General features: G+C 61.4%; 16 protein-coding genes and 3 tRNA genes. 6 read left to right on the top strand and 13 right to left on the bottom strand.

Features of this window, described 5'->3' with window-relative positions:
* Positions 1-34: 34 nt before the first annotated feature.
* The 4 genes from EK373_RS19930 to EK373_RS19915 all read right to left on the bottom strand — a co-directional run bounded on the left by EK373_RS19930 (position 35) and on the right by EK373_RS19915 (position 5896).
* Positions 35-946 carry a phosphodiester glycosidase family protein gene (locus tag EK373_RS19930; RefSeq protein ID WP_157994444.1) on the bottom strand — a complete coding sequence of 304 codons (912 nt, stop codon included), beginning with the start codon at positions 944-946 and terminating at the stop codon, positions 35-37.
* A gap of 39 nt (positions 947-985) precedes the next feature.
* On the bottom strand, positions 986-4114 hold the full coding sequence (locus EK373_RS19925) for a TonB-dependent receptor (RefSeq protein WP_129645448.1): 3129 nt from the start codon (positions 4112-4114) through the stop codon (positions 986-988).
* A gap of 145 nt (positions 4115-4259) precedes the next feature.
* Positions 4260-5273, bottom strand: coding sequence for a FecR family protein (locus tag EK373_RS19920; protein WP_129645447.1), 1014 nt, complete (start codon positions 5271-5273; stop codon positions 4260-4262).
* An 11-nt stretch (positions 5274-5284) separates the two neighbouring features.
* Positions 5285-5896 carry an RNA polymerase sigma factor gene (locus tag EK373_RS19915; protein ID WP_157994443.1) on the bottom strand — a complete coding sequence of 204 codons (612 nt, stop codon included), beginning with the start codon at positions 5894-5896 and terminating at the stop codon, positions 5285-5287.
* 205 nt (positions 5897-6101) lie between these two features.
* Here EK373_RS19915 and EK373_RS19910 point away from each other — a divergent pair, with 205 nt between their 5' ends.
* The 6 genes from EK373_RS19910 (at position 6102) to EK373_RS19885 (ending at position 10009) form a co-directional block, all read left to right on the top strand.
* Complete coding sequence (locus EK373_RS19910) at positions 6102-7562, top strand: alkaline phosphatase (protein WP_198683451.1); 1461 nt, start codon at positions 6102-6104, stop codon at positions 7560-7562.
* 241 nt (positions 7563-7803) lie between these two features.
* Complete coding sequence (locus EK373_RS19905; RefSeq protein WP_129645445.1) at positions 7804-8145, top strand: hypothetical protein; 342 nt, start codon at positions 7804-7806, stop codon at positions 8143-8145.
* A 625-nt stretch (positions 8146-8770) separates the two neighbouring features.
* Positions 8771-9061, top strand: coding sequence for an RNA recognition motif domain-containing protein (locus tag EK373_RS19895; RefSeq protein ID WP_129645443.1), 291 nt, complete (start codon positions 8771-8773; stop codon positions 9059-9061).
* A gap of 72 nt (positions 9062-9133) precedes the next feature.
* A complete protein-coding gene (locus EK373_RS19890; RefSeq protein ID WP_129645442.1) occupies positions 9134-9385 on the top strand; it encodes a hypothetical protein in 252 nt (83 codons plus the stop codon).
* A 149-nt stretch (positions 9386-9534) separates the two neighbouring features.
* Positions 9535-9660, top strand: a complete 126-nt coding sequence (locus tag EK373_RS34050; protein ID WP_269813698.1) for a hypothetical protein — start codon at positions 9535-9537, stop codon at positions 9658-9660.
* A gap of 133 nt (positions 9661-9793) precedes the next feature.
* On the top strand, positions 9794-10009 hold the full coding sequence (locus tag EK373_RS19885; protein ID WP_129645441.1) for a CsbD family protein: 216 nt from the start codon (positions 9794-9796) through the stop codon (positions 10007-10009).
* A gap of 1083 nt (positions 10010-11092) precedes the next feature.
* Here the strand turns inward: EK373_RS19885 and EK373_RS19880 are convergent.
* The 9 genes from EK373_RS19880 to EK373_RS19840 form a co-directional block, all read right to left on the bottom strand.
* Positions 11093-11168 (bottom strand) — tRNA-Glu (locus tag EK373_RS19880).
* A gap of 20 nt (positions 11169-11188) precedes the next feature.
* A tRNA-Ala gene (locus EK373_RS19875) sits at positions 11189-11264 on the bottom strand.
* A 102-nt stretch (positions 11265-11366) separates the two neighbouring features.
* Positions 11367-12770 (bottom strand): glutamate--tRNA ligase, encoded by a 1404-nt coding sequence (gene gltX, locus EK373_RS19870; RefSeq protein ID WP_129645440.1) that lies wholly within the window; start codon positions 12768-12770, stop codon positions 11367-11369.
* 48 nt (positions 12771-12818) lie between these two features.
* Positions 12819-12893 (bottom strand) — tRNA-Val (locus EK373_RS19865).
* Positions 12894-12966: 73 nt separating this feature from the next.
* A complete protein-coding gene (locus EK373_RS19860; RefSeq protein ID WP_129645439.1) occupies positions 12967-13413 on the bottom strand; it encodes a response regulator in 447 nt (148 codons plus the stop codon).
* A complete protein-coding gene (locus EK373_RS19855; RefSeq protein ID WP_129645438.1) occupies positions 13410-15839 on the bottom strand; it encodes a PAS domain S-box protein in 2430 nt (809 codons plus the stop codon). The genes EK373_RS19860 and EK373_RS19855 overlap by 4 nt, the downstream gene beginning before the upstream one ends.
* A gap of 214 nt (positions 15840-16053) precedes the next feature.
* Positions 16054-17427: a phosphohexomutase domain-containing protein gene (locus tag EK373_RS19850; protein WP_129645437.1), complete on the bottom strand. Its 1374-nt coding sequence runs from the start codon at positions 17425-17427 to the stop codon at positions 16054-16056.
* A gap of 72 nt (positions 17428-17499) precedes the next feature.
* Positions 17500-18933 (bottom strand): mannose-1-phosphate guanylyltransferase/mannose-6-phosphate isomerase, encoded by a 1434-nt coding sequence (locus EK373_RS19845; RefSeq protein ID WP_129645436.1) that lies wholly within the window; start codon positions 18931-18933, stop codon positions 17500-17502.
* Positions 18927-20261, bottom strand: a complete 1335-nt coding sequence (locus EK373_RS19840) for a UDP-glucose dehydrogenase family protein (RefSeq protein WP_129645435.1) — start codon at positions 20259-20261, stop codon at positions 18927-18929. Before EK373_RS19840 ends, EK373_RS19845 begins: the two co-directional genes overlap by 7 nt.
* Between the last annotated feature and the right edge of the window lie 240 nt (positions 20262-20501).

Genomic DNA, 20501 nt, shown 5'->3' with positions numbered 1-20501 from the left:
TCGAGATCGGCGAAGTCAGGCCTGACATGGTAAATCAGTCTTGCTTCTGGCCATGCGAGTGAGGGATGAACAGCAGCACATGATTTGCCACCGGCCGTTCCTTGCCGACGACGCCGGTCTGAATGGGACGATTCAAGACTCTTGCCGCCCCCGCATCGTCCTCCACAACGAGCGTCGTCGAGCCGCCGCCATCGAGATTGATCGCATCCGCAGCCCCAAGGCTGGCAAACAAGGCTGCAAGATCGGGCAAGCTCATGCCCTTACTGCCCTCCTGGCGTCCATCGATGGTTACGATCCATGCACGCTCTCGACTCGCGGAAATGCCAAAGGCGGTGCGCGGATGGGGCGTGGTCGCGAATTCAGTCGTGAGCGGCGGCGTCTTGCCATCACTCAGAAGGCGCGGCCCGGCGGCGATGCCGTCCGTGAATCCCTCTGGGCACGTTTGTCCATCGACGATCTGCGCCTGCGATTGCTTGAAGCAAAGCATTGAGTTGATTCGTTCGGTCTTGATGGCTTCGACCGGCGACACCACCCTGCCCTCGGAGATCAACGCTCCGGACGCATTGACTGCATCGCCCTCGTGCGGATAGTAATCATCCTGCCCGGTGCTGCCGGCTTTCCAAGGCGAGAAGAAGCCGCCATTGATAGCCAGCTGAGCATGGCGCCTCGCAAGGTACGTGCTCGTTGTCCACGCCACTTGTTCCATGCCCTCACTGGTGTCGGCCGGCGTCACACCAAAACGGAGCCCGGCCTGACGCAGATCGATAGCCACGATGTGAGCTCGAGCGAGATGGGTGGCGGCGACCTCGCGCTGCTTGTATCGAATCCCGGGATACAGCGCGACGCCGGCTTCTGCTGCAACTGAATCATGGCCGGCGGCGCAGGCGGTAAGGAACAGTGTGACCGACACGCCGAGCGCGGTTTCGCGCAGACTCAATCGTCCCATCAAACCTCTCCGTAATTTTCGCAACGGCATCGTGGCCAATCAGAATTGTGCTTTGGTGCGCAGGAAGTACGTCCGCCCAACGATGTCGTAGATGCTTCCCTCGAGGTAGGTCTGCGCCGTGCCGGGCGGTTCGACATCGAATGCGTTGTTGATGCCGGCGCCGACCGTCCAAGTCTTGTCGAAGGCGAACCCAAAGTTCAGGTCGTTGTAGAGCACCGCCTTCGCATATGGACGGTCGTACATTTCCTCGGACCACGTCGTGGAGACCTTGCTCTTGGCGCGATAACGCGAATCCACGCCTGCGCTAAAGCTGCCCAAACGATAGTTGAGACTCAACCGTCCGACGAACTTCGGGTTCGAGAAGGTGTCCAGCGCGTCCACGATGCTGGTTGTTTGATTCGGAATGGACTGGGTTTCGAACTTGCGCAACCAGGTACCCACAAAGCTGTAGTTGAGCCGGCCATTGCCCAGCTCGTGCGAGTAGTTGAGGCCCACGTCCAAGCCGCGCGCCGTGCGCAAACCGGCGTTGATCTGCGATGCTTCAACGCTAATGACGTTCCCGTCCGCGCCGCGAGTGATCGCGCGACAATAAGGGTTATTGATATTGGGCAAGTCGACGCACAGATTGAGGACGGTGGCGTATCCCCAGGTGGCGATCACGTCATCCAGCTCGATGCTCCAGTAGTCCGCCGTCACAGTCAGACGCGGAATGGCCGTCGGTTCGAGGATGACGCCTGCGGTCCAGCTGCGTGACGTCTCGGGCTGCAGATTCGGGTTGCCACCGCTGTATGCCTCGATCGTTCGTCCCGTGGTGATTGGCAGCGGCTGGGTGATTCCCAACGCAGCGCAATTGGCGACACGCAAATCGCTCCTGGTAATGTAACGGGATTCGCAGGGATCGTTGTAGGACGGTTGAGTGAAAATGCGATCTGCGAACAGCTCGGCGAAATTTGGCGCACGCACGCTTTCGCTAACCACGCCGCGCAACGTCAAGCCTTTGACGGGAGCCCATCGACCACCGAACTTCCAGGTATCGGTATCGCCGAAGGTGTCGTAATCGGAAATGCGATACGCACCTTCCAGCTCGAGACGATAGGCAAACGGCACGTCGCTCAGCAGCGGCGTCACGATTTCGGCATAAACCTCGCTGACGCTTTGGCTGGCGTCCAGATTCGGATGTGGGCCGCCACCGGCCGCCGCATGGGAGACTTCGCCATTGAGACCGAGAGGATCATCGCGCGTCGTCAACGTCTCACGCCGGTACTCGGCGCCCATGGCAAAACGCGCATCGCCATAGGGCAGCGGGAAGAGCTTGCCACTCAGGCCGCCGCCATAGATCTCCTGCGTTTGCTCGCGATATTCATGGCGAGTATGCAGCAGCCACTCCTTCAGTTCCGGGCCGGCCGTGCCGCTGAAGATGTCGAAGGGGATGCAACCAATCGCCCGCGCCGCCTCGCTACGGCAAATGGGATTGCCGCTCGCGTCGGCGATGACATCGGTCGCGGCAACCATGCGCGATGCGATTGGCTTGTTATCGCCGTAAACGTGGTCGCTGAATTTTCCGTACTGATAGAAAACGTTCCAGCGAATATCCTCGCCGAGGCTGCCCTCGAGGTGTGGGCTCAAGCTCCAGGTCTTGCGATTGTGCTCCTCGGTCAGCAGGCCCAGCTCGCGGTAAGCCTTGTTGATCGCGAGTGTCGTCACGTTGTTGTCGATCATCAGCTGACGGACCGAATCGGGCACAAAGGGATTGGCCAACGTCACCCTCGGACCACCCGCGCCGTTCAACGAGGCGCTACGGTAGTCGCTGCGATAATAACTATTGGTGCCTTCGAACTTGTTCTCGGAGTAGTCCCAGTCGAGACCCGCCATCAGCTCGGGTGTGAAATCGAACTCCACATTGCCCATCGCAGCCGCTTGGCGCAGAGGGCCGCGCAGCAGTGTCACGTCGTTGAGATTACGACCATCGCCGCCGTTACCCCAGCTGAGCGGCGTCGGCGTGTAGAGCACGTCGTAGTTGGCCCGCCGGGCTGCGTCGTTGCCCGCTTCGTAGATGTAGTCCTGGTTGTTGATGACGAAATGCGGGTCGTAGCCGAAGTACAGCACCAGCATGTCGTCGAGAGTGACGTTGTCCACGATGCCGTCATTGGGCCCGGTGTTGGCCGGGTTCGCCGTGGCGATCTTCCGCCGCTTCGCGAAGTCGCGTTCGTAAGTGTAGAGCGGCTCAGTCTCACTGAATGTGCCGCCAGCACTGAACCGCCCTCGCCCATCCGCGAAGCCGAGCCCAGTGCTCAAAGACGCTGACCATCTTTCCCCGCCGCCGTGCTCCGGAAGGCCCGTAGATAAGGAGACGGCCGTGGTTTCGATGTTCTTCTTGGTAATGATGTTCACCGCGCCGGAAACGGCGTCGGCGCCGTACACCGCGGCCGCGCCGCCCGTCAGGATGTCAGTGCGCTCAATCATGCCCACCGGAATCGTGCTGACATCCACCGACGACGATTGACCGGAGCCGGACACCCGCCGCTTGCCGTTGAGCAAGGTGAGGCTGCGACCATATCCCATGTTTCGCAGATTGATGAACGATGCGCCGTTGTCCCAGGCGTGCGTCGTGGTCAGACCAAGTCCGGTGCTGACCGCTGGGTCGCGAGCGAGAGTCTCGCTCAGATCGAGCAGCGCGAAGTCCTCCATGCTTTGCGCGGTCACCGTACGCACAGGCATTGCCGACGCCACTTCCGGACGCGCGATGCGCGATCCAGTCACGACCACAGACTCGACGACTGCTGCAGTCGGTTCGCGATCCGCCGACGCTTCGGGGACTTTCGGCTCAGTCGTCGCTGCTCTAGATGCGATGACCAGCGATCCATTCGCGGCCCGGGTTGCGTGCAGACTGGTGCCTTTGAGCAGTTGATGAAGCGCGTCCTCGTAGCTGGTCGCGTCACGAATCTCCGGCGCCTTGATGCCAGAGACCAGTTCGGTGGGAGCGATGATGACGATGCCAGCCTGGCTCGCCAGCTCGTTCAGCGCCGCTCCTAGCGGCTGGCTTGCAATCCTGATCGGGCGGGATTGAGCTTGCACGTCGAGCGGTACCCAACCCGCCGCGCCAATGGCAAACGATACGATGCTCGCGGCAGCCAGCCGCCGCCCCAGTCTCATGGAACGCAACACCATCGAAACCACCCCTCTTCTGGTGTGCAACGAGCGCCGCCCGAGTTCGCGTCGACTGTTGCAGTTGTTAATAACCAGAAGATCCGCGACGCGGTTGCATCTTTCAGCAGTCGCGACACTTTCACAAAAGATTCACATGCGAACGCCGTTAGCGCCGCGCGCTGACCACGGTCTTGTCGAGAGTTTCCGAAACATTCACTGGATACGCCAACGGCAGGCCGGAAACGAATTGATCGATCTGAGCGGCGCCGAAGCTGGTCGTGATCTTCAAGTCCCTGACCCGCTCGCCGTCCAGTTCGATTTTCTTCAGGCGGTAACGATTGACGTCGTCGATGACATCGACCAGGCGAGCGCCATCGTAGACGAAGCGTCCCTTGATCCAGGCCAGCTCGGCCTCGATGTTCGCCTGACCTCGCGCCAGGATGGTTCCTCTGAGATCTGCCGTCGCTTGCTCGCCGGCGACCAACGCAACCGATTGGCTCGCGAAGTCCGCGGCGCCCGTTACGAGTACTTTGCCTTCGGTCACCGCGACTCGCACGTCGCGCGATCCATAGCGCACGCCGAAAGCCGTTCCCGTGACATGCACGTGCGTATCCGCCGCGGTCACCGTCATCGGCCAATCAGCCTTCGCCGCCACGTCGAAGAAAACACTTCCCTGGACCAGCTCGACGCTGCGCTTCTTATCCGTGAAAGCGACTTTGACTTCCGAGGAACCTGCCAGCGTCAACACCGTGCCATCGGCCAGTGGTACCGTCTTAGTCTCCGCGATCCCCGACGCGAAACGCTGTGGCTCCGCTGGTGGGGGACCAAACCTGAGCATCGAGAGAAACAGCGCGGCACTGGCGGCGACTGCGGCGCCGATCGCTATGCGCCGGGTCGTGAGCAGCGGCTGCCACCTGGAACTCCGAGCGTCCGGCGCCGCAGCCCTGGAGCCATCCACCTCGTTGACCCAGGTCTCGATCTGGTCCGAGTGCCCGATGAGCGACCAAACCGCGTGCGCTCGCTCGAACGCCGAACGATGCGCCGGCGAAGCCTGCAACCATTGTTCGAACTCCGCGCGGCTTGCAGCGGTGAGCTCGCTCGCCTGAATGCGCCCAAGCCATTCGCGCGCCTCCTGATGCGAAGGGTCCTGAGCGTCCAATTGCTGTGGTTCCAAAGTCATCAGTCCAATTCCTAGCCCGACTTGCCGCTGCGATCGACCGGGTCAATCGCGTCCGCCAGAATCTCGAGCGCGCGATTGAGCTGTCGGCAGATATCCGCTTCACTCCATCCGCAGGTCTGCGAGATGCGGGCATAGGTCTCGCCCTTGAGCCTGGTCCGAACCACGATTTCGCGTTGCTTCACCGTGAGTCGCGTCATGGCCTGATCGAGCGCGCCGAGTTGCTGCCTGCCTTGATAGATCCTTTCGGGATCGATCTCTTCCAGCTCCGCTTCGGGGTTGCCGAGGTGCTCGGAAATATATCTTCGGGCGTAACGGATGCGATGAATGCTCTTGAGGCCCATGTTGACGGCAATCTTCGCCAGGAAGGCCCGCGGGTTCTCGATGTGATCGATATTGTCCAGTTCGCTGAATTTCTGGAACGCCCCCTGCACCAGATCTTCGGGCTCCGGCGGCCCACTGCCGAACATCCGCCGCAGCAGCACGCACAGGTCGCGCCGATGGCTTCGGTACAGATCGTCGATGAATCGTTTGCGCCAGTCAGTCGCGGGATGGTCCGGCGCTCGATCGGGCCTCCGGCCGGCAATCGATCGCACGATCTTATTTATGTGTTGACGCTCCGACATCACCGTCAATCCTGGCGGGAAATCTGCCTCATCCACCCCAGCGACCATTATCCGCGTTTATAGCCGACATCCAAGCCATGAGTCGCCACCCTCTGCGAACCCGTGCAAAAAAAATTCGCAAAACCTGGAAGGAGAACGCGCTTCAGGGATCCTCATCTAGGGAGTCGCCGCCTTCACGATACATGACCAGCAAAGATGGTGAGTAATGATGATTCGATCCGTGCTGATGCCCTTGGGTCTGTGCCTGGCAGCGATTTCGGCGGGGTGTGCGACAGGTCACCGGCCATCGGCTCCATCTGAGCAGGCCGCGCAACCTGCAAAGCGCGCGCGCAATGTCATCGTGTTCATCGGCGATGGCATGGGGATCTCGACCATCACCGCAGCTCGCATCTTCGATGGGCAAAGCCGCGGAATGTCGGGCGAAGAGAATCTGCTTTCATTCGAGCGCTTTCCAAACGTCGCGCTGGTGAAAACGTACAACTCGAATCAGCAGGTGCCCGATTCGGCAGGCACCGCGACGGCGATCCACACCGGCGTGAAAACTCGAGCGGGCGTTGTCGGCATCGCTCCGGAAGCGCGGCGGCGCAACTGCACGGAAGCGCTCGCGCATCCCCTGCCCACTATTGGTGAGCGCGTCAAGGCGCAAGGCAAGGCATTGGGCTTCGTCACGACTACGCGAGTAACGCACGCAACACCGGCTTCGCTGTACGCGCATTCGGCGGAACGAGACTGGGAAAGCGATCGCTACATTCCGGACCAGGACCTCGAGGCAGGCTGCGTCGACATCGCACGCCAGTTGCTCGAGTTTCCCGGCGGCGTTGACATCGCATTGGGTGGCGGAACGCGTGAGTTCCAGGGGTCGTCGCTCGGCGGTCAACGCAAGGCGGTGCACGAGGATCTGATTCAACAATGGTTGCAGGCAGGAGCGAACCGTCGCGTCATTCAGTCGAGGAGCGAGCTGCGCTCGGTGCGTCCGGACGAGCAGATTCTGGGTCTGTTCGCGAAGTCGCATATGACATACGTCGCACAACGTCCCGAGGACACTCAGGAGCCGACACTGTCGGAGATGACCGCAGCCGCCATCGATCGGCTCAACGCCGATGCGGACGGCTACTACCTGTTGGTCGAAGGCGGACGCATCGATCACGGTCACCACGACGGCAAGCCCGGCTACGCTCTGAGCGAAACGCAGGCACTCGCGGCCGCGGTGAGCGTCGCGCTGGAGAAGGTGGATTTGAACGAGACGTTGATCCTGGTGACGGCCGACCACTCGCATACCTTCACCATCAGCGGCTACCCGAGGCGGGGCCATCCCATCCTGGAAAACGTCGTCGGCAACGATATTTCGGGAACCCCGAAGACGACCCCGACCCTGGCCGCCGATGGCCTGCCTTACAACACGTTGGGGTACATGAACGGACCCGGCGCGGTGGTCGGCGGCTCTCGCGGAACTCCCCAAACGGGCATTCACGCCACCGCGCAGGCACTGGTGCCTTTCTCGAAGCCCGAGATCGATGGAAAGCTCTCGGACGCCGCGGCCCATGGCGGGGAAGATGTCGCTGTCTACGCCACAGGACCCGGCGCGTCCCAGGTCCACGGCGTTCTCGAACAGAATCGCATCTTCGACATTGTCATGGCCGCCTTTGGCTGGAAGGCTGCTGAATGAGCAACTCGTTTGCAGAAGTCGTCTAACAGACTGGCGCAGCGAGGCTTGGTTCGTCGCCGGGGTCATGCGATAGCTTTGAACTCGCCACACCCCGGCAAGCCAACGGACTGAACCCATGACAACCATCGTACCGAGACAGACGTTCGCCGCCACTCTCGCTGCGCTGTGTGGATATGTGCTGACGCTAACCTTCCCATCATGGGTGGATGTGCCGCGGTCGAAACGCCAATTGCGACGCTCGATGATGGCGATCAAAGGCTCGGGGCTGCAGCTCTGTACGGCATTGCCCGGTACCCTCGCTGCAATCACCCGTGCCATCAAGCACATGGGGCTTGATGGCATCGTGGCCAAGGGTCAGCGATCGACCTATCGGTCGGACCGTCGCGGGCCAGAGCGGCAGAAGAAACGCTTTAACTCGCAGCAAGAGTTTGCGATCGGCGGCTATCGCCCGAACGGACAGGATCGCGTCGAGTCATTGATGGTCGGCGTGTACGAAGGCTCGGCCCTGAAGTTTGTTTGCAAAGTGCGGGCGGGACTCGACAAGACCAACCGCAGCCCGCTGCGCAAGGCGCTTCAGAGTTAGATCACAGGGCAGTAACACACCTTCAGACGCGAAGCACCGTCGGCAAGCGCAACTGTAGTTTGGCCTGAAACGACAGGCGGACGCGAAACGCGCCTATGTTGCTCGCCTGTTTGAGAAGTATCAGGTGCGGCTCCCTCTACCTCCGCCCGGCGCGCCGCCGGCTGAGGAGATTCGGGGGGCGCAGACACCCGAGCTCGGCTCGCACCGCGCCGGTCGCGATCGTCGTCTTCAGCGACTATCATTGTCCCTATTGCCGAGAACTGTCTCGGACCCTGGATGCTTTGAGATGAGCGACCGTGCGCAGTGCATCCGGCGCTCCTACCTCCTGGATGGAGGACCTGAACCGGAGAAATAAACGTACGGGCTCCGACTTTTGTGCGTATAGTGACTGCGCTCGTCATCTATCTCGTTTACTTCTTCTTGGCCACCCGCCATCCGGCGAACCCGGCCAAAATCAAACTAAATTGGATTGTTTTCGAACCTGGGGAAGAACCGCTTTTGGTTTTCTCCCGCGAAGCGCCGTATGGGCGAATCGAAATGGAGACAGCTGTTTGTTGAGCTGTCACGTCAATATGAGCGGCAGGCTGCACATAAGCCGCTGCGCCTTCAGTGAGTTATTAATTGTATGAGTAAGATTTACGTGGGCAATTTGCCCTTTTCCGCCGACGACGACGCCGTTCGCCAACTGTTCTCGCAACACGGCACAGTCGATTCAGTCGCCTTGATCATGGATCGCGAAACGGGTCGCCCGCGCGGTTTCGGCTTCGTTGAAATGCCGAAGGCTGACGCAGCACGCGCCATCCAGGCGCTCAGTGGCCACGACATGGGCGGTCGCGCGCTCAAGGTGAATGAGGCGCAGGACAAGCCACGAAGTGGCGGTGGCTATCGCGCCGCTGGTGGCGGCGCTCGCTGGTAAATCGCATCAACTCCTGCGTGGGCTTGAACAAGCCCACGCAGGAGTTGTTCGTGCAACGACGCCTGAGATTTCGTGAAAACACAACCCAGGTTTCCGACGGAAACGGTGCTCGAGTGGCCGTTCAAAGTCGATTCAGTGTCCAGAGCCGCTGCACCTTCGGGCGAAGTCGGCCTTTGGCACAGTTACATCATCTCGCAAGGCACGAATACGATCGCAGGTGTCCGCGCAGGAACACACTCCGAAGTGACGATGCTGCTCGAAGAGATGGTCGATCGACTGAACGATCGCCGCGCCGGCAGGACGCGTCCGCGCTCCAAAGCCTGAGTGTTTTGTAGCGTGCCTTCGCTCGCTCACCGACTCATCGGTGCATCCGGCAGCGAAGCTCGTTAAAGCTCATCATTTTGATTGGCCGCCTTAGCCAACGCGCTTTGCTGCGTTCCCCGCGGCCATTCATTCCAACCGTAGGAGAGCCCATGCCCAGACCGCCAAACTACAAACAAGAAAAGCAACGTCGCGAAGACGCGCAAAAGCGTCGTAACGCGCAAGAGCAGCAGCGCCAGGCTGAGCGCAAGAACAAAGACGCGCCCTTTCCGCAGTGATAAGTGGTAATTGGGGACGCGAACCTTTTTCATGCCCGCATGCACTGCAATCCCGCCTAGCCATTTCTTCTAGCCTGGACACCCACGCCACTGCCTCGACGCGTCGAGGAACGCATTCCCTGTGGAGATCGTGATGAATTGGACACTCGCTGAAAACAATTGGCTGCAATTCAAAGGCCGTATCCGCGCGCGCTGGATCAAGTTCGATGAGGACCAACTCGCCATCATCGGCGGCAAACGTCCCGAGCTTCTCAAGAGCATCCAGGCGATTTACGGCATCAGCCGTTCAGACGCAGAACGCGAGATTCGCGCGTTCGAAGCGCGGCACAAGGATTATCGGCCGAAGTAGACCAAACGTTCGGGACCGGATTGGACAGGCATCAAATGGCGGCTGCAGCAGGCTGGGTGTGAACGCTCACCAGGTACACGGCCCCTGTGAGTTTCGCCGCCTCTCGGGCAAAACCCAGGGCTTCGATATGCTGATACGATGATCCGCACCCTGCGCACACGATGCGATCGTCACGCCGGTGGGCAAACCGTCCCACCTCAGGTGTGCAAAGGCAGCCGACAGGACGGTCAATGGTCCGTCGTTCGCGTCAGCTGGGCGCAATCCCGCCCTACCCCGACCATCGCGACGAAGAAAAGCGCTTTATTGGCGAGCTTCAACGACAGCTGCGGTGATGCCCGTCGACCAGTGGTCCGCAATAACCTTGTCTAACTGATCTTGGCTGGTTCGATTCTTTTTCACTCGCGGAAAGGCGAGTACGTGGTGCAATCCACCGAGTATTGCTTTGGCATGAACCGAACGAAAATCGAGCCGACGCCGAGCTATGCCCTCGGACGCTTCGAGCTCCACGCAGAGGTAGCACGGTTCCTCCAGTCGCAACCCTCCTTCCCTCGCACCCGGCATTCGCCGCGCCAAGATCGAGGCAGAGTTTGAGCGACTGATCTCCGAGGCGAACCCCTGCGAGGGAGTTCGCAACGCTGTCGTGGCGATGTGCAGGGATGCCTGGGACCTGCAAGCCCGGAGTGTTGACGATCGCGTGACTCAACTACGGAAAAACTTGCACGCGATCACGACCCAGATCGATGAGCTGGTCCATCGGATCACCCAGACCGACGTGTCAGCGGTGGTAGCGGCTTACGAACGCCGAATTCGCGGACTGGAGGAAGAGAAGCTGCTGATTGAGGACCGATTACGGCCGCAGAAGGCGGAAAACCGCGGAGTTTCGACGAGGCACTTAGAACCGCTGTCGAATTCCTCGTAAACCCTTGCCGACTTTGGAGATCCGGAAGCATCCAGAATAAGCGTTTGGTCGCCAAGCTGGTGTTCGCGGGACGCGTGGCCTACTCGCGTTTCGAGGGTTTAGAACCCCTGATTTCTCTCTACCGTTCAAGTGGTTGGGATCAACCACCGACGCCTCGTTCAAGTTGGCGTCCCCACGGGGATTCGAACCCCGGTTACTACCGTGAAAGGGTAATGTCCTAGGCCTCTAGACGATGGGGACGCACATCGAAAACGTGGTGTTGGTGGAGCTAGCCGGGATCGAACCGGCGACCTCTTGCATGCCATGCAAGCGCTCTCCCAGCTGAGCTATAGCCCCACGCGAGAGGCGCGCAATGTAGGGAAGCAGCGCCGGACTGTCAAGGAGACTGCATCGAAATCATGTCTTTGCCCCGTATTTCGGGCAGTTTCGTGGAAACGCTCACCCCTGTCCGCGCGCATAGCCCAATGCCCGCTCCAGCCGCGCTAGGGTGACTTCGCGCCCTAGCACCTCGAGCGTGACATCAATGGGCGGCGACACCGTCCCGCCCGACACCGCAACACGAATCGGCTGTGCGACTTTGCCCATGCCGAGGCTCAGCTCGGTGGCAGTCTGATTGACCGCGTCGTGCAATGCCGGGGCCACCCAGTCGGTCAGCGCCGAGAGTTTCTGCAGCACCGTCGTCAGCGGCCCCACGGCCTCGGCGGTGAGATTCTTCTTCGCAGCCTTCTCGTCATAGCTCGCGACTTCCTCGAAGAAGAACCGACTGTTCTGCGCCATCTCCTTCAAAGTCTTCGCCCGCTCCTGCTGGGACTTCGCGACAGCGGCCAGCTTGCGATCGTCTGTGACATTCACGCCGAGCGCGGCGAGGTGCGGCTTCAGATACTTCGCCACGTGCTCCGGCGTCGAGCGCATGATGTGCTGTTGATTCAGCCACAGCAGCTTGTCGGGATTGAACGCGGACGCCGACTTGTTCACATCCTTGATGTCGAACAGCTGAGCCATCTCTTCCATCGAGAAGACTTCCTGATCGCCGTGCGACCAGCCGAGGCGCACCAGATAATTGAGCAGCGCCTCCGGCAGGAAGCCCTCCTCCCGATACTGCAGCACGCTGACCGCGCCGTGACGCTTCGACAGCTTCGCGCCGTCCTGACCGAGAATCATCGGCACGTGCGCATATACGGGAACGGCGGCGCCCAGCGCCTTGAGCATGTTGATCTGGCGCGGCGTGTTGTTGAGATGATCGTCGCCGCGAATCACGTGCGTGCACTTCATGTCGCTGTCGTCGACGACGACGCAGAAGTTATAAGTCGGCGTGCCATCGGAGCGCGCGATGATCAGATCGTCGAGTTCCATGTTGTCGAACACGACGTTGCCGTGAATCACGTCTTCGACGACGACACTACCTTCGATCGGGTTCTTGAACCGCACGACCGGGGACACGCCGGGCCGCGGCTCGGTGCGATTGCGGCACGTGCCGTCGTAGCGCGGCTTCTGTTTGGCTTCCTGCTGGCGAGCGCGCATCGCGTCCAACTCTTCTTTCGAGCAGTAGCAGTGATAGGCGTGACCTGCCTTCAGGAACTCGCCGATGACCTCGCGATAGCGATCCATCCGGCGCGTCTGATAGAACGGACCTTCGTCGGCGCTGAGCCCGAGCCATTCCATGCCATCCAGGATGACCTGGGTCGCCTCGTCGGTGGAGCGCTCGCGGTCGGTGTCCTCGATGCGCAGGATGAACGTGCCGCTGTGACGGCGGGCGTAGAGCCAAGAAAACAGCGCTGTTCGCACGCCGCCGATGTGCAGCATGCCAGTGGGGCTGGGAGCGAAACGAGTACGGATGGCCATGGCGCCTTAGCGGCCATGGCGCCGGGATTCCATCCGAATCGTTAGGATTGGTGGGCGGTACAGGGATTGAACCTGTGACCCCTGCCGTGTGAAAGCAGTGCTCTACCGCTGAGCTAACCGCCCGATGCCGGCCCCACGAACCGTCATATGGTTTGAAGGGGCGCGTAGTTTAGGGATGACGACCGGCGCGGTCAAATCATGTCACGTGGACCGGCGGCGGCCGGTTGAGCATCACCCAATACAGCCCCAGGCTGCTCACCGCCTCGACGAAGGCGCCGAATTCCACGGGCTTGCGGACATAGCTGTTGGCGCCCAGGTTGTAGCTGGCGATCACGTCGGCGTCCTGGCTGGAGGATGTGAGCACGACCACCGGCAGGTTGCGGGTCCGCTCGTCGGCACGCAGCCGCTTGAGCACGCCGAGGCCGTCGAGCTTGGGCAGCTTCAAGTCCAGCAGGATCACCGTGGGAGCATTCATCACATCGCGGCTGGCGTACTGCCCGGTGCCGAACAGGTACTCGATGGCCTCTACGCCGTCACGGACCACCACGATGTCGTGCGCCAGGTTGTTCTTGCGCAGGCTGAGCAGCGTCAACTCCTCGTCGTCCGGGTTGTCCTCGACCAGCAGGATGTAGCGCTCGCTCATTGCTGCCCCTTGGCAATGCTGAAGTAAATCGTCGCCCCGCGATCGACGGCCGCATCGGCCCAGATGCGGCCGCCGTGCCGCTGCACGATGCGTTGGACCGTGGCGAGGCCCACCCCCGTGCCGGGAAACTCCCCGGCCGCGTGTAAACGTTGGAACACCCCAAACAGGTTCGTCGCATATCGCGGATCGAACCCAACGCCATTGTCCTGCACGAAGAACGTCCTCTCGTTTTCGTCACCGGCAACGCCATCGAGCGCCAGGGCACCGAAGCGGATTTCCGCGACCGGCCGGCTGGCAGTGAACTTCCAGGCGTTGTCCAGCAGATTCTCCAGCGCAATCTCCAGCAGCCCGGCATCCCCGTCGACGACCAGCTGCGGCTCGACGACGATCGCGGCCGCCCGCTCCGGAGTCGACTCGCGCAACCGAGACAGGGTCGCGCGCGCACACTCCGACAAATCCACTTGCCGTCGCCTGAATTCCACCCGCGTGACCCGGCCCAGCTCCAGCAAGTCATCGATCAAGTTCGACATTCTTTGCGTACCAGCCAGTACGCGATCGATGCAGCGGCGACCGTCCGCGTCGATCGTCTCGTAATGCCGGTTGCGCAGCAAGCCGGTAAACCCCGCTATGGCGCGCAACGGTCCCCGGAGGTCGTGCGAGACCGAATAGCTGAAAGCCTCCAGTTCTTTATTGGACTCCTGTAGCTCCGCCGTCCGTTTTCGCACTCGCTCCTCGAGCTCGGCATACAGATGGGCGTTTTCCAGGCCGACCGCGGCCAGGTCGGCGAGCTGGCTCAGCACGCGCTCGTCGTTGGACGCGAACTCCCCGCTCTGCTTGTCAGCCACGCACAGCACGCCGATGCGCCGTCCGGAAGCCGCTGCGAGCGACACGGTGAGGCCCTGGCCTTCCTGTAACACAGAGTCCGGCGCCACCGACGTATATTTTTCGGAATGTGAAGTCTTGCAGCACTCCACCGTTCGGTCATCGGTGCTCTTCAACACACTCACTGCGACATGCGCCCCGACCAGATCGCGCGCGATATCTGTAATGACCTGCAGCAACTCATCCACGGTGAGCACCGAATTGACCTTGCGGGCCGCGACCGCGAGCGAAGCCAGTTGAGTGAGATAGCGTTGCCGTTCCCGATCGGCCTCGTTGCGCTCGGTGACATCCTGCATCGTGCCGATGATGTGAGTGGCGCGGCCCGAGTCGTCGCGAATCACGCGACGCTCGGCGTGCACGTAACGGGTCGATCCATCCGGATGCCGCACGCGGAATTGCAGCCCTCCCAATCCATCCCCGCGGTTTGCTTCGGTGTAGGCAGCAATCAGCGCCGGCCGGTCCGCCTCGAGCACGACGTCGAGAAACGATTCCAGGCTCACCGAGCGCTCGCCGGGAATGCCCAGGATCGCATTGGTCTCGCCATAAACGTTGAGCTTGTCGTTCGACAAATCGCGCTCCCAATAACCCAGCCGTGCAATGGCCTGCGCCAGCTCCACGCGCGTGAGGCTTTCTTTCAGCTGTGTCTGCGCATTCGAATGCGCGATGGCCAGCGCCACCAGGCTCACCGCCGCCTGCACCAGCACCAGCTCGCGATCCGTCGGCTCGTACGGGTGCGGGTAATAAACAGCTATGACAGCAATTAAACGTCCACGCGCCCCAAACACCGGCGTGAACCAGCAAGCTCGCAAGCCATGCTCAGCGCCGAGCGTGGCGAGCTCGCGCCAATCCGGATCTTTGCTGATGTCCGCACAAGTGGCGGTCTGACCACTGCGCAACGTGTTGGCGCATGCACCGTTCTGCATGCCCAGCAGTGCATCCTGGACGACTGACAGGAAGCGCGAAGGTAAGCTCGGGCTGAATGCGGTGCGGACGCGGCCGCCGGCTGCATCGAGAACCGTCACGGCGCATCTGGCGTCGGCATCGAATGCTTCCATGATGCTGCAGATCCGCCGCAGAACATCGCCGAGCGTCGAGCCCGCGACGATCATCTGCAAGACTTCGCGCTGCGACTCTCGCAGCCGCTCGGCTCGCTTGCGATTTGTGATATCTCTGGCGACTGAATACGTGGCGCCCGAGCCGCCGGCGCCGGCGAGCCAGGTCGAAGTCCAGCTCAACTCGACCAGCGCGCCATCCTTGCGAACATAACGATTCTCGAATTCGACGACTTGCGCTCCACGCAGCACGGTCTCGTGCGCGAGCAGCGTGGCTTGCAGATCGTTGGGATAAATCAGGTCGAGAAACTTGCGTCCCAGTAGCTCGTCGGGCTGGTAACCGAGGATCCGCGCGGACGACGCACTCACGCGCACGAAGCGCGCTTGCGCGTCGGTCACGCACATCAAATCTTGAGACAGATCGAAGACGCGCTGCAGGTCGAGCAGCTGTGCGTTCGTTATCGAATCATCGCTCGAAAAATGCGTTGCCACCGCCGATACTCCCTGGCGCGGCCCTGGCCGTTTGTTGGTGTTGTCACGTTCCTTGATGGAACGAGCCTACACCTGCTGTACGCGCCTCAAGAATGCTCGAAGTCGCACTTCCCCGGTTCATCCGGGGGGTGCGACTTTGGGGACTATCGACGACGGCGCCCGGGCTGGTCTATGGGACCCGGGCACCCGTGAAGGTGCGGTCGGCAGGTTCCGGTCAGTGCGCTTCCTCGCCGCCAATCATCTGCAGCAGCTCTGCAGTGCGAGACTTCATCAGCGCCTCGTTGCCGCGGCTCTCGACGTTCAAGCGGATCAACGGCTCGGTATTGGACGAACGCAGGTTGAAACGCCAGTCGTCGAACTCGATCGACAGGCCATCCGTGAAATCGATGGACTTCGCGCCGGTCTCGTACTTAGCCTGCACGCGCGCGATCGTGGCCTTGGCGTCGGCCACTTTGCGATTGATCTCGCCGCTGGCGGGAAACTTCGCGATGCGCTCGCCGACCAGCTGCGACAAGGTTTTGCCGGTTTCGCACAGCAGCTGCGCCACCAGCAGCCAGGGGATCTGGCCGGTGTCGCAATAGCCGAAGCGACGGAAATAATGGTGCGCGCTCATCTCGCCGCCGTAAATGGCGTCGGCCTGGCGCATCACATCCTTCATGAAGGCATGTCCGGACTTGGACATTACGGCTTTGCCGCCGAGCGAGGCGACCATGTCGGTGGTCGCCCAGGTCAAGCGCGGATCGTGCACGATGCGCGCGCCCTGCTCCTGCTTCAGGAACACCGAGGCCAGCAGGCCGACGATGTAATAGCCCTCGATGAAGCTGCCGTTCTCGTCGAACAGGAAACAACGGTCGTAGTCGCCGTCCCAGGCGACGCCGCAATCGGCCTTGTGCTGCTTGATCGCCTCGATCGTGGCGACCCGGTTCTGCTCCAGCATCGGGTTCGGCACGCCGTTCGGAAAGCTGCCGTCGGGCTGGTGGTTGATCTTGATGAACTTGAACGGCAGGTGCGGCTCGAGCTGATCGACGATCAGTCCAGCGCCGCCATTGCCGGCGTTGACCACGATCTTCAACGGCTTGAGCTTCGACTTGTCCAGGTACGACAGCAGGTGCTCGATATATTTCTTGCCGATATCGAGCGTGTGGCGCGTGCCCTGCTTCGCGGGCTGCGCATACTTGTTGGATTCGGCGATGCGCTGGATGTCTTTCAATCCCGTGTCGCCGCTGATGGGCCGCGACTGCTCGCGCACGAACTTCATGCCGTTGTAATCCGGCGGGTTGTGGCTCGCGGTCACCATGATGCCGCCGTCCATGCCCTCGCTGAAGGTACCGAAGTACACGACCTCCGTGCCGCACAGGCCGATGTCATAAACGTCCACGCCCGAATCGAGCAGGCCCTTGGTCAAAGCCGCGCACAGCTCTTCGCTGGACTTGCGAATGTCACGCCCGACGATGACCCGCTTGGGCTTCAGGAACTCCGCATACGCCCGCCCGATGCGATACGCCACCTCCGGGTTGAGCTCGGTCGGGATCCGGCCGCGATAATCGTAGGCCTTGAAGCCCACGATGGCGGAAGACGGGTTGGACATGCGCTGCGTTCCTTATCTCTGGCTCTAAACGATTCTGAATGTTTGCTCGTGTCGGGCGATTGGACGAGTGGGCTATTTCTCGCCTTCCCGCCCGTAACGATCCTCGAAGCGCACGATGTCGTCTTCGCCCAGGTAGCCGCCCGACTGCACCTCGATGATGTGCAGCGGGATCTTGCCCGGGTTCTCGATGCGGTGCTTGGTGCCCAGCGGGATGTAGGTCGACTGGTTTTCCTCCAGCAGGAATACCTCCTCGCCTCGCGTGATCCTCGCCGTGCCCGACACCACGATCCAGTGCTCGGCGCGGTGGTGATGCAACTGCAACGACATCGACGCGCCCGGTTTCACCGACAGGCGCTTCACCTGGAAGCGCTGGCCGTTATCGATGCTGTCGTAGCTGCCCCACGGCCGAAACACTTCGCGGTGCAAGGAAGTTTCGTAGCGGCCCTGTTTCTTCAACTGATTGACCAATTCCTTCACGTCCTGCACCCGGCTCTTGGGTGCGACCAGCACCGCGTCCTTGGTCTCGACCACGACGTGGTCCTGCAGGCCGACCGCCGCAACCAGGCGGCTGGTGGCGTGCAGATAATTGCCGTGCGAATCGGCAGTCAGCACGTCGCCGAGCACGACATTGCCGTCGCCGTCGGCCGGAATCGCTTCGTGCAGCGCCGACCACGAGCCGACGTCGCTCCAGCCCGCGTCCAGCGGCACGACCACGCCGAGCTTGGTCTTCTCCATCACCGCGTAGTCGAACGAATCGCTCGGACAGGCGCTGAATTCCTTGGTCGGCAGGCGGGTGAAATCCAGATCGCGCTTGGCGGCCGTGACGGACTGCGCGCACGCTTCATAAATTTTCGGCGCCAGCTCGCGCAGCTCGTTGAGTACGGCCGAGGCGCGGAACAGAAACATGCCGCTGTTCCAGAAATATTCCTTCGACTCGACGTAGGACTTCGCCGTGGCAAGGTCGGGCTTTTCGACGAAGCGGTCGATGCCATAAGCCGGGCCGGCGCCGTTCACTCGCTTGATATAGCCATAGCCGGTCTCCGGCTTGTTCGGCACGACGCCGAAGGTGACGAGCTTGCCTTCGGAGGCAGCCTTGCGGCCGATTTCCAGCGCGGCACGGAACGCTTTCACATCGCGAATCACATGATCGGCCGGCAGGATCAGCAGCAACGGATCGGAGTCACTGCCTCCCTTGGGCAGATCGGAGACGGCGGCCATCGCCGCGACAGCAACTGCGGGCGCGGTGTTGCGGCCGACCGGCTCGAGCACGATGGCCTGCGGCTTGATGCCCGCTTCGAGGATCTGCTCGGCGACCAGAAACCGATGACTCTCGTTGCACACCACGACCGGCGCGCCCAGCGCTTCGACTCCAGCGACCCGCGCCAGCGTCTCCTGCAACATGGTCCCCTTGCCGACCAGAGGCAGCAGCTGCTTGGGATACAGCTCGCGCGACAGCGGCCACAGGCGAGTGCCCGAGCCGCCGGAAAGGATCACGGGAATCAACATAGGCTGTCACCCCGCCCGATGGCGTAGTACTTCAATCCAAAACGCTTCACAAACGACGGGTCGTACAGATTACGGCCGTCGAAAATCACTTTCCTGCTCAGCTGCGAGGCGATCAGATCGAAATCGGGGCTGCGGAATTCCTGCCATTCAGTCGCAATCGCCAGCGCATCGGCGCCTTCCAGCGCCTCGACGGCCGACTTGGTGAGCGTGAGGTCCGGACGGTCGCCGTAGATGCGGTGGACTTCTTCGTGCGCCACCGGGTCGTAGGCCCGCACTTTCGCACCGGCGCCCCACAGCGCCTCCACCAGGGTGCGGCTGGGCGCCTCACGCATGTCATCGGTGTTGGGCTTGAACGCCAGGCCCCACAGAGCAATGGTTTTTCCAGCCAGATCGTCGTTGAACACCGCACGCATCTTGTCGAACAGCACCATCTTCTGGCGCTTGTTCACCGCCTCGACCGCGTTCAGCAGCTCCGCGTTGAACTTGTGATCGCCGGCGCTGCGCGACAGGGCCTGCACGTCCTTGGGAAAGCAGGAGCCGCCATAGCCCATGCCGGGATAGATGAAGTGATAACCCATGCGCGGATCCGAACCGATACCCTGACGCACCTTCTCGATATCGGCGCCCATGCGCTCGGCCAGGTTGGCAAGTTCGTTCATGAAGCTGATCTTGGTTGCAAGCATCGCATTGGCAGCGTACTTGGTCAGCTCCGACGAGCGCACATCCATGACGATCATGCGCTCGCGATTGCGCGTAAAGGGGTCGTACAGGGCCTTCAGCAGCTCGGCAGTGCGCGGATTGTCGGTGCCGACGACGATGCGGTCTGGCTTCATGAAATCGTTGATTGCCGCGCCCTCTTTGAGGAATTCGGGGTTGGACACCACGTCGAACTCGGCCTGCGCCCCGCGTGACTTCAGCGTCGCGTCGATCTTGGCTTTCACCTTGTCCGCCGTCCCCACTGGCACCGTGGACTTGGTAACCACGACGCGATACTCGCTGATGTTCTTGCCGATCGTTTCGGCAACCGCCAGCACGTACTTCAGATCGGCCGAACCGTCCTCATCGGGCGGCGTGCCGACCGCGATGAACTGAAACAAGCCGTGCTTCACGCCCTCGACGGCGTCTGTGGTGAATTTCAGGCGGCCCGCTTCCAGATTCCGGCGCAGCAGCTCGTCGAGCCCGGGCTCGTAGATCGGGGACTCGCCGCGCTTGAGCATTTCGACCTTGCGCTCGTCCACGTCGACGCACAGCACGTTGTTGCCGACTTCGGCCAGGCAGGCGCCGGTCACCAGGCCCACATAACCGGAGCCGAAAATGGTCAATCGCATGGGATAACTCGCTGGACTTAAAAGGAAAAATATTTCGGCAGCTTAGCGGACACGACGCAAGCGGTAAAGCAGTCGGCCCATACGGACAGGGGCGTCGGCATGTTCCATGACTTGAAAATATTTCCACCGCTTGCGAGGGCAGATGCTGCGCTTTGTCGCTTTAACTATTAGGAACAGCAGCTTTGTCACGGACGACAACAGCTGTCCAAAGGAAGCGCGGGTCGTGCAGGGAGCGCACGC

It is taken from the genome of Peristeroidobacter agariperforans (assembly GCF_004138335.1).
In the GTDB taxonomy this organism is placed as follows: Bacteria; Pseudomonadota; Gammaproteobacteria; order Steroidobacterales; family Steroidobacteraceae; genus Steroidobacter; species Steroidobacter agariperforans.
The sequence above is the reverse complement of the archived record's forward strand: the minus strand, read 5'-3'. Positions and strand labels throughout refer to the sequence as shown.

What these genes read in the sequence shown, in the direction of transcription:
- EK373_RS19905 (WP_129645445.1), top strand. Translation starts at nt 7,804, where the DNA reads ATGATGGCGATCAAAGGCTCGGGGCTGCAGCTCTGTACGGCATTGCCC.
- EK373_RS19910 (WP_198683451.1), top strand. Translation starts at nt 6,102, where the DNA reads ATGATGATTCGATCCGTGCTGATGCCCTTGGGTCTGTGCCTGGCAGCG.
- EK373_RS34050 (WP_269813698.1), top strand. Translation starts at nt 9,535, where the DNA reads ATGCCCAGACCGCCAAACTACAAACAAGAAAAGCAACGTCGCGAAGAC.
- EK373_RS19845 (WP_129645436.1), bottom strand. Translation starts at nt 18,933, where the DNA reads ATGTTGATTCCCGTGATCCTTTCCGGCGGCTCGGGCACTCGCCTGTGG.
- gltX (WP_129645440.1), bottom strand. Translation starts at nt 12,770, where the DNA reads ATGGCCATCCGTACTCGTTTCGCTCCCAGCCCCACTGGCATGCTGCAC.
- EK373_RS19915 (WP_157994443.1), bottom strand. Translation starts at nt 5,896, where the DNA reads ATGTCGGAGCGTCAACACATAAATAAGATCGTGCGATCGATTGCCGGC.
- EK373_RS19930 (WP_157994444.1), bottom strand. Translation starts at nt 946, where the DNA reads ATGGGACGATTGAGTCTGCGCGAAACCGCGCTCGGCGTGTCGGTCACA.
- EK373_RS19860 (WP_129645439.1), bottom strand. Translation starts at nt 13,413, where the DNA reads ATGAGCGAGCGCTACATCCTGCTGGTCGAGGACAACCCGGACGACGAG.
- EK373_RS19840 (WP_129645435.1), bottom strand. Translation starts at nt 20,261, where the DNA reads ATGCGATTGACCATTTTCGGCTCCGGTTATGTGGGCCTGGTGACCGGC.
- EK373_RS19850 (WP_129645437.1), bottom strand. Translation starts at nt 17,427, where the DNA reads ATGTCCAACCCGTCTTCCGCCATCGTGGGCTTCAAGGCCTACGATTAT.
- EK373_RS19920 (WP_129645447.1), bottom strand. Translation starts at nt 5,273, where the DNA reads ATGACTTTGGAACCACAGCAATTGGACGCTCAGGACCCTTCGCATCAG.
- EK373_RS19925 (WP_129645448.1), bottom strand. Translation starts at nt 4,114, where the DNA reads ATGGTGTTGCGTTCCATGAGACTGGGGCGGCGGCTGGCTGCCGCGAGC.
- EK373_RS19895 (WP_129645443.1), top strand. Translation starts at nt 8,771, where the DNA reads ATGAGTAAGATTTACGTGGGCAATTTGCCCTTTTCCGCCGACGACGAC.
- EK373_RS19885 (WP_129645441.1), top strand. Translation starts at nt 9,794, where the DNA reads ATGAATTGGACACTCGCTGAAAACAATTGGCTGCAATTCAAAGGCCGT.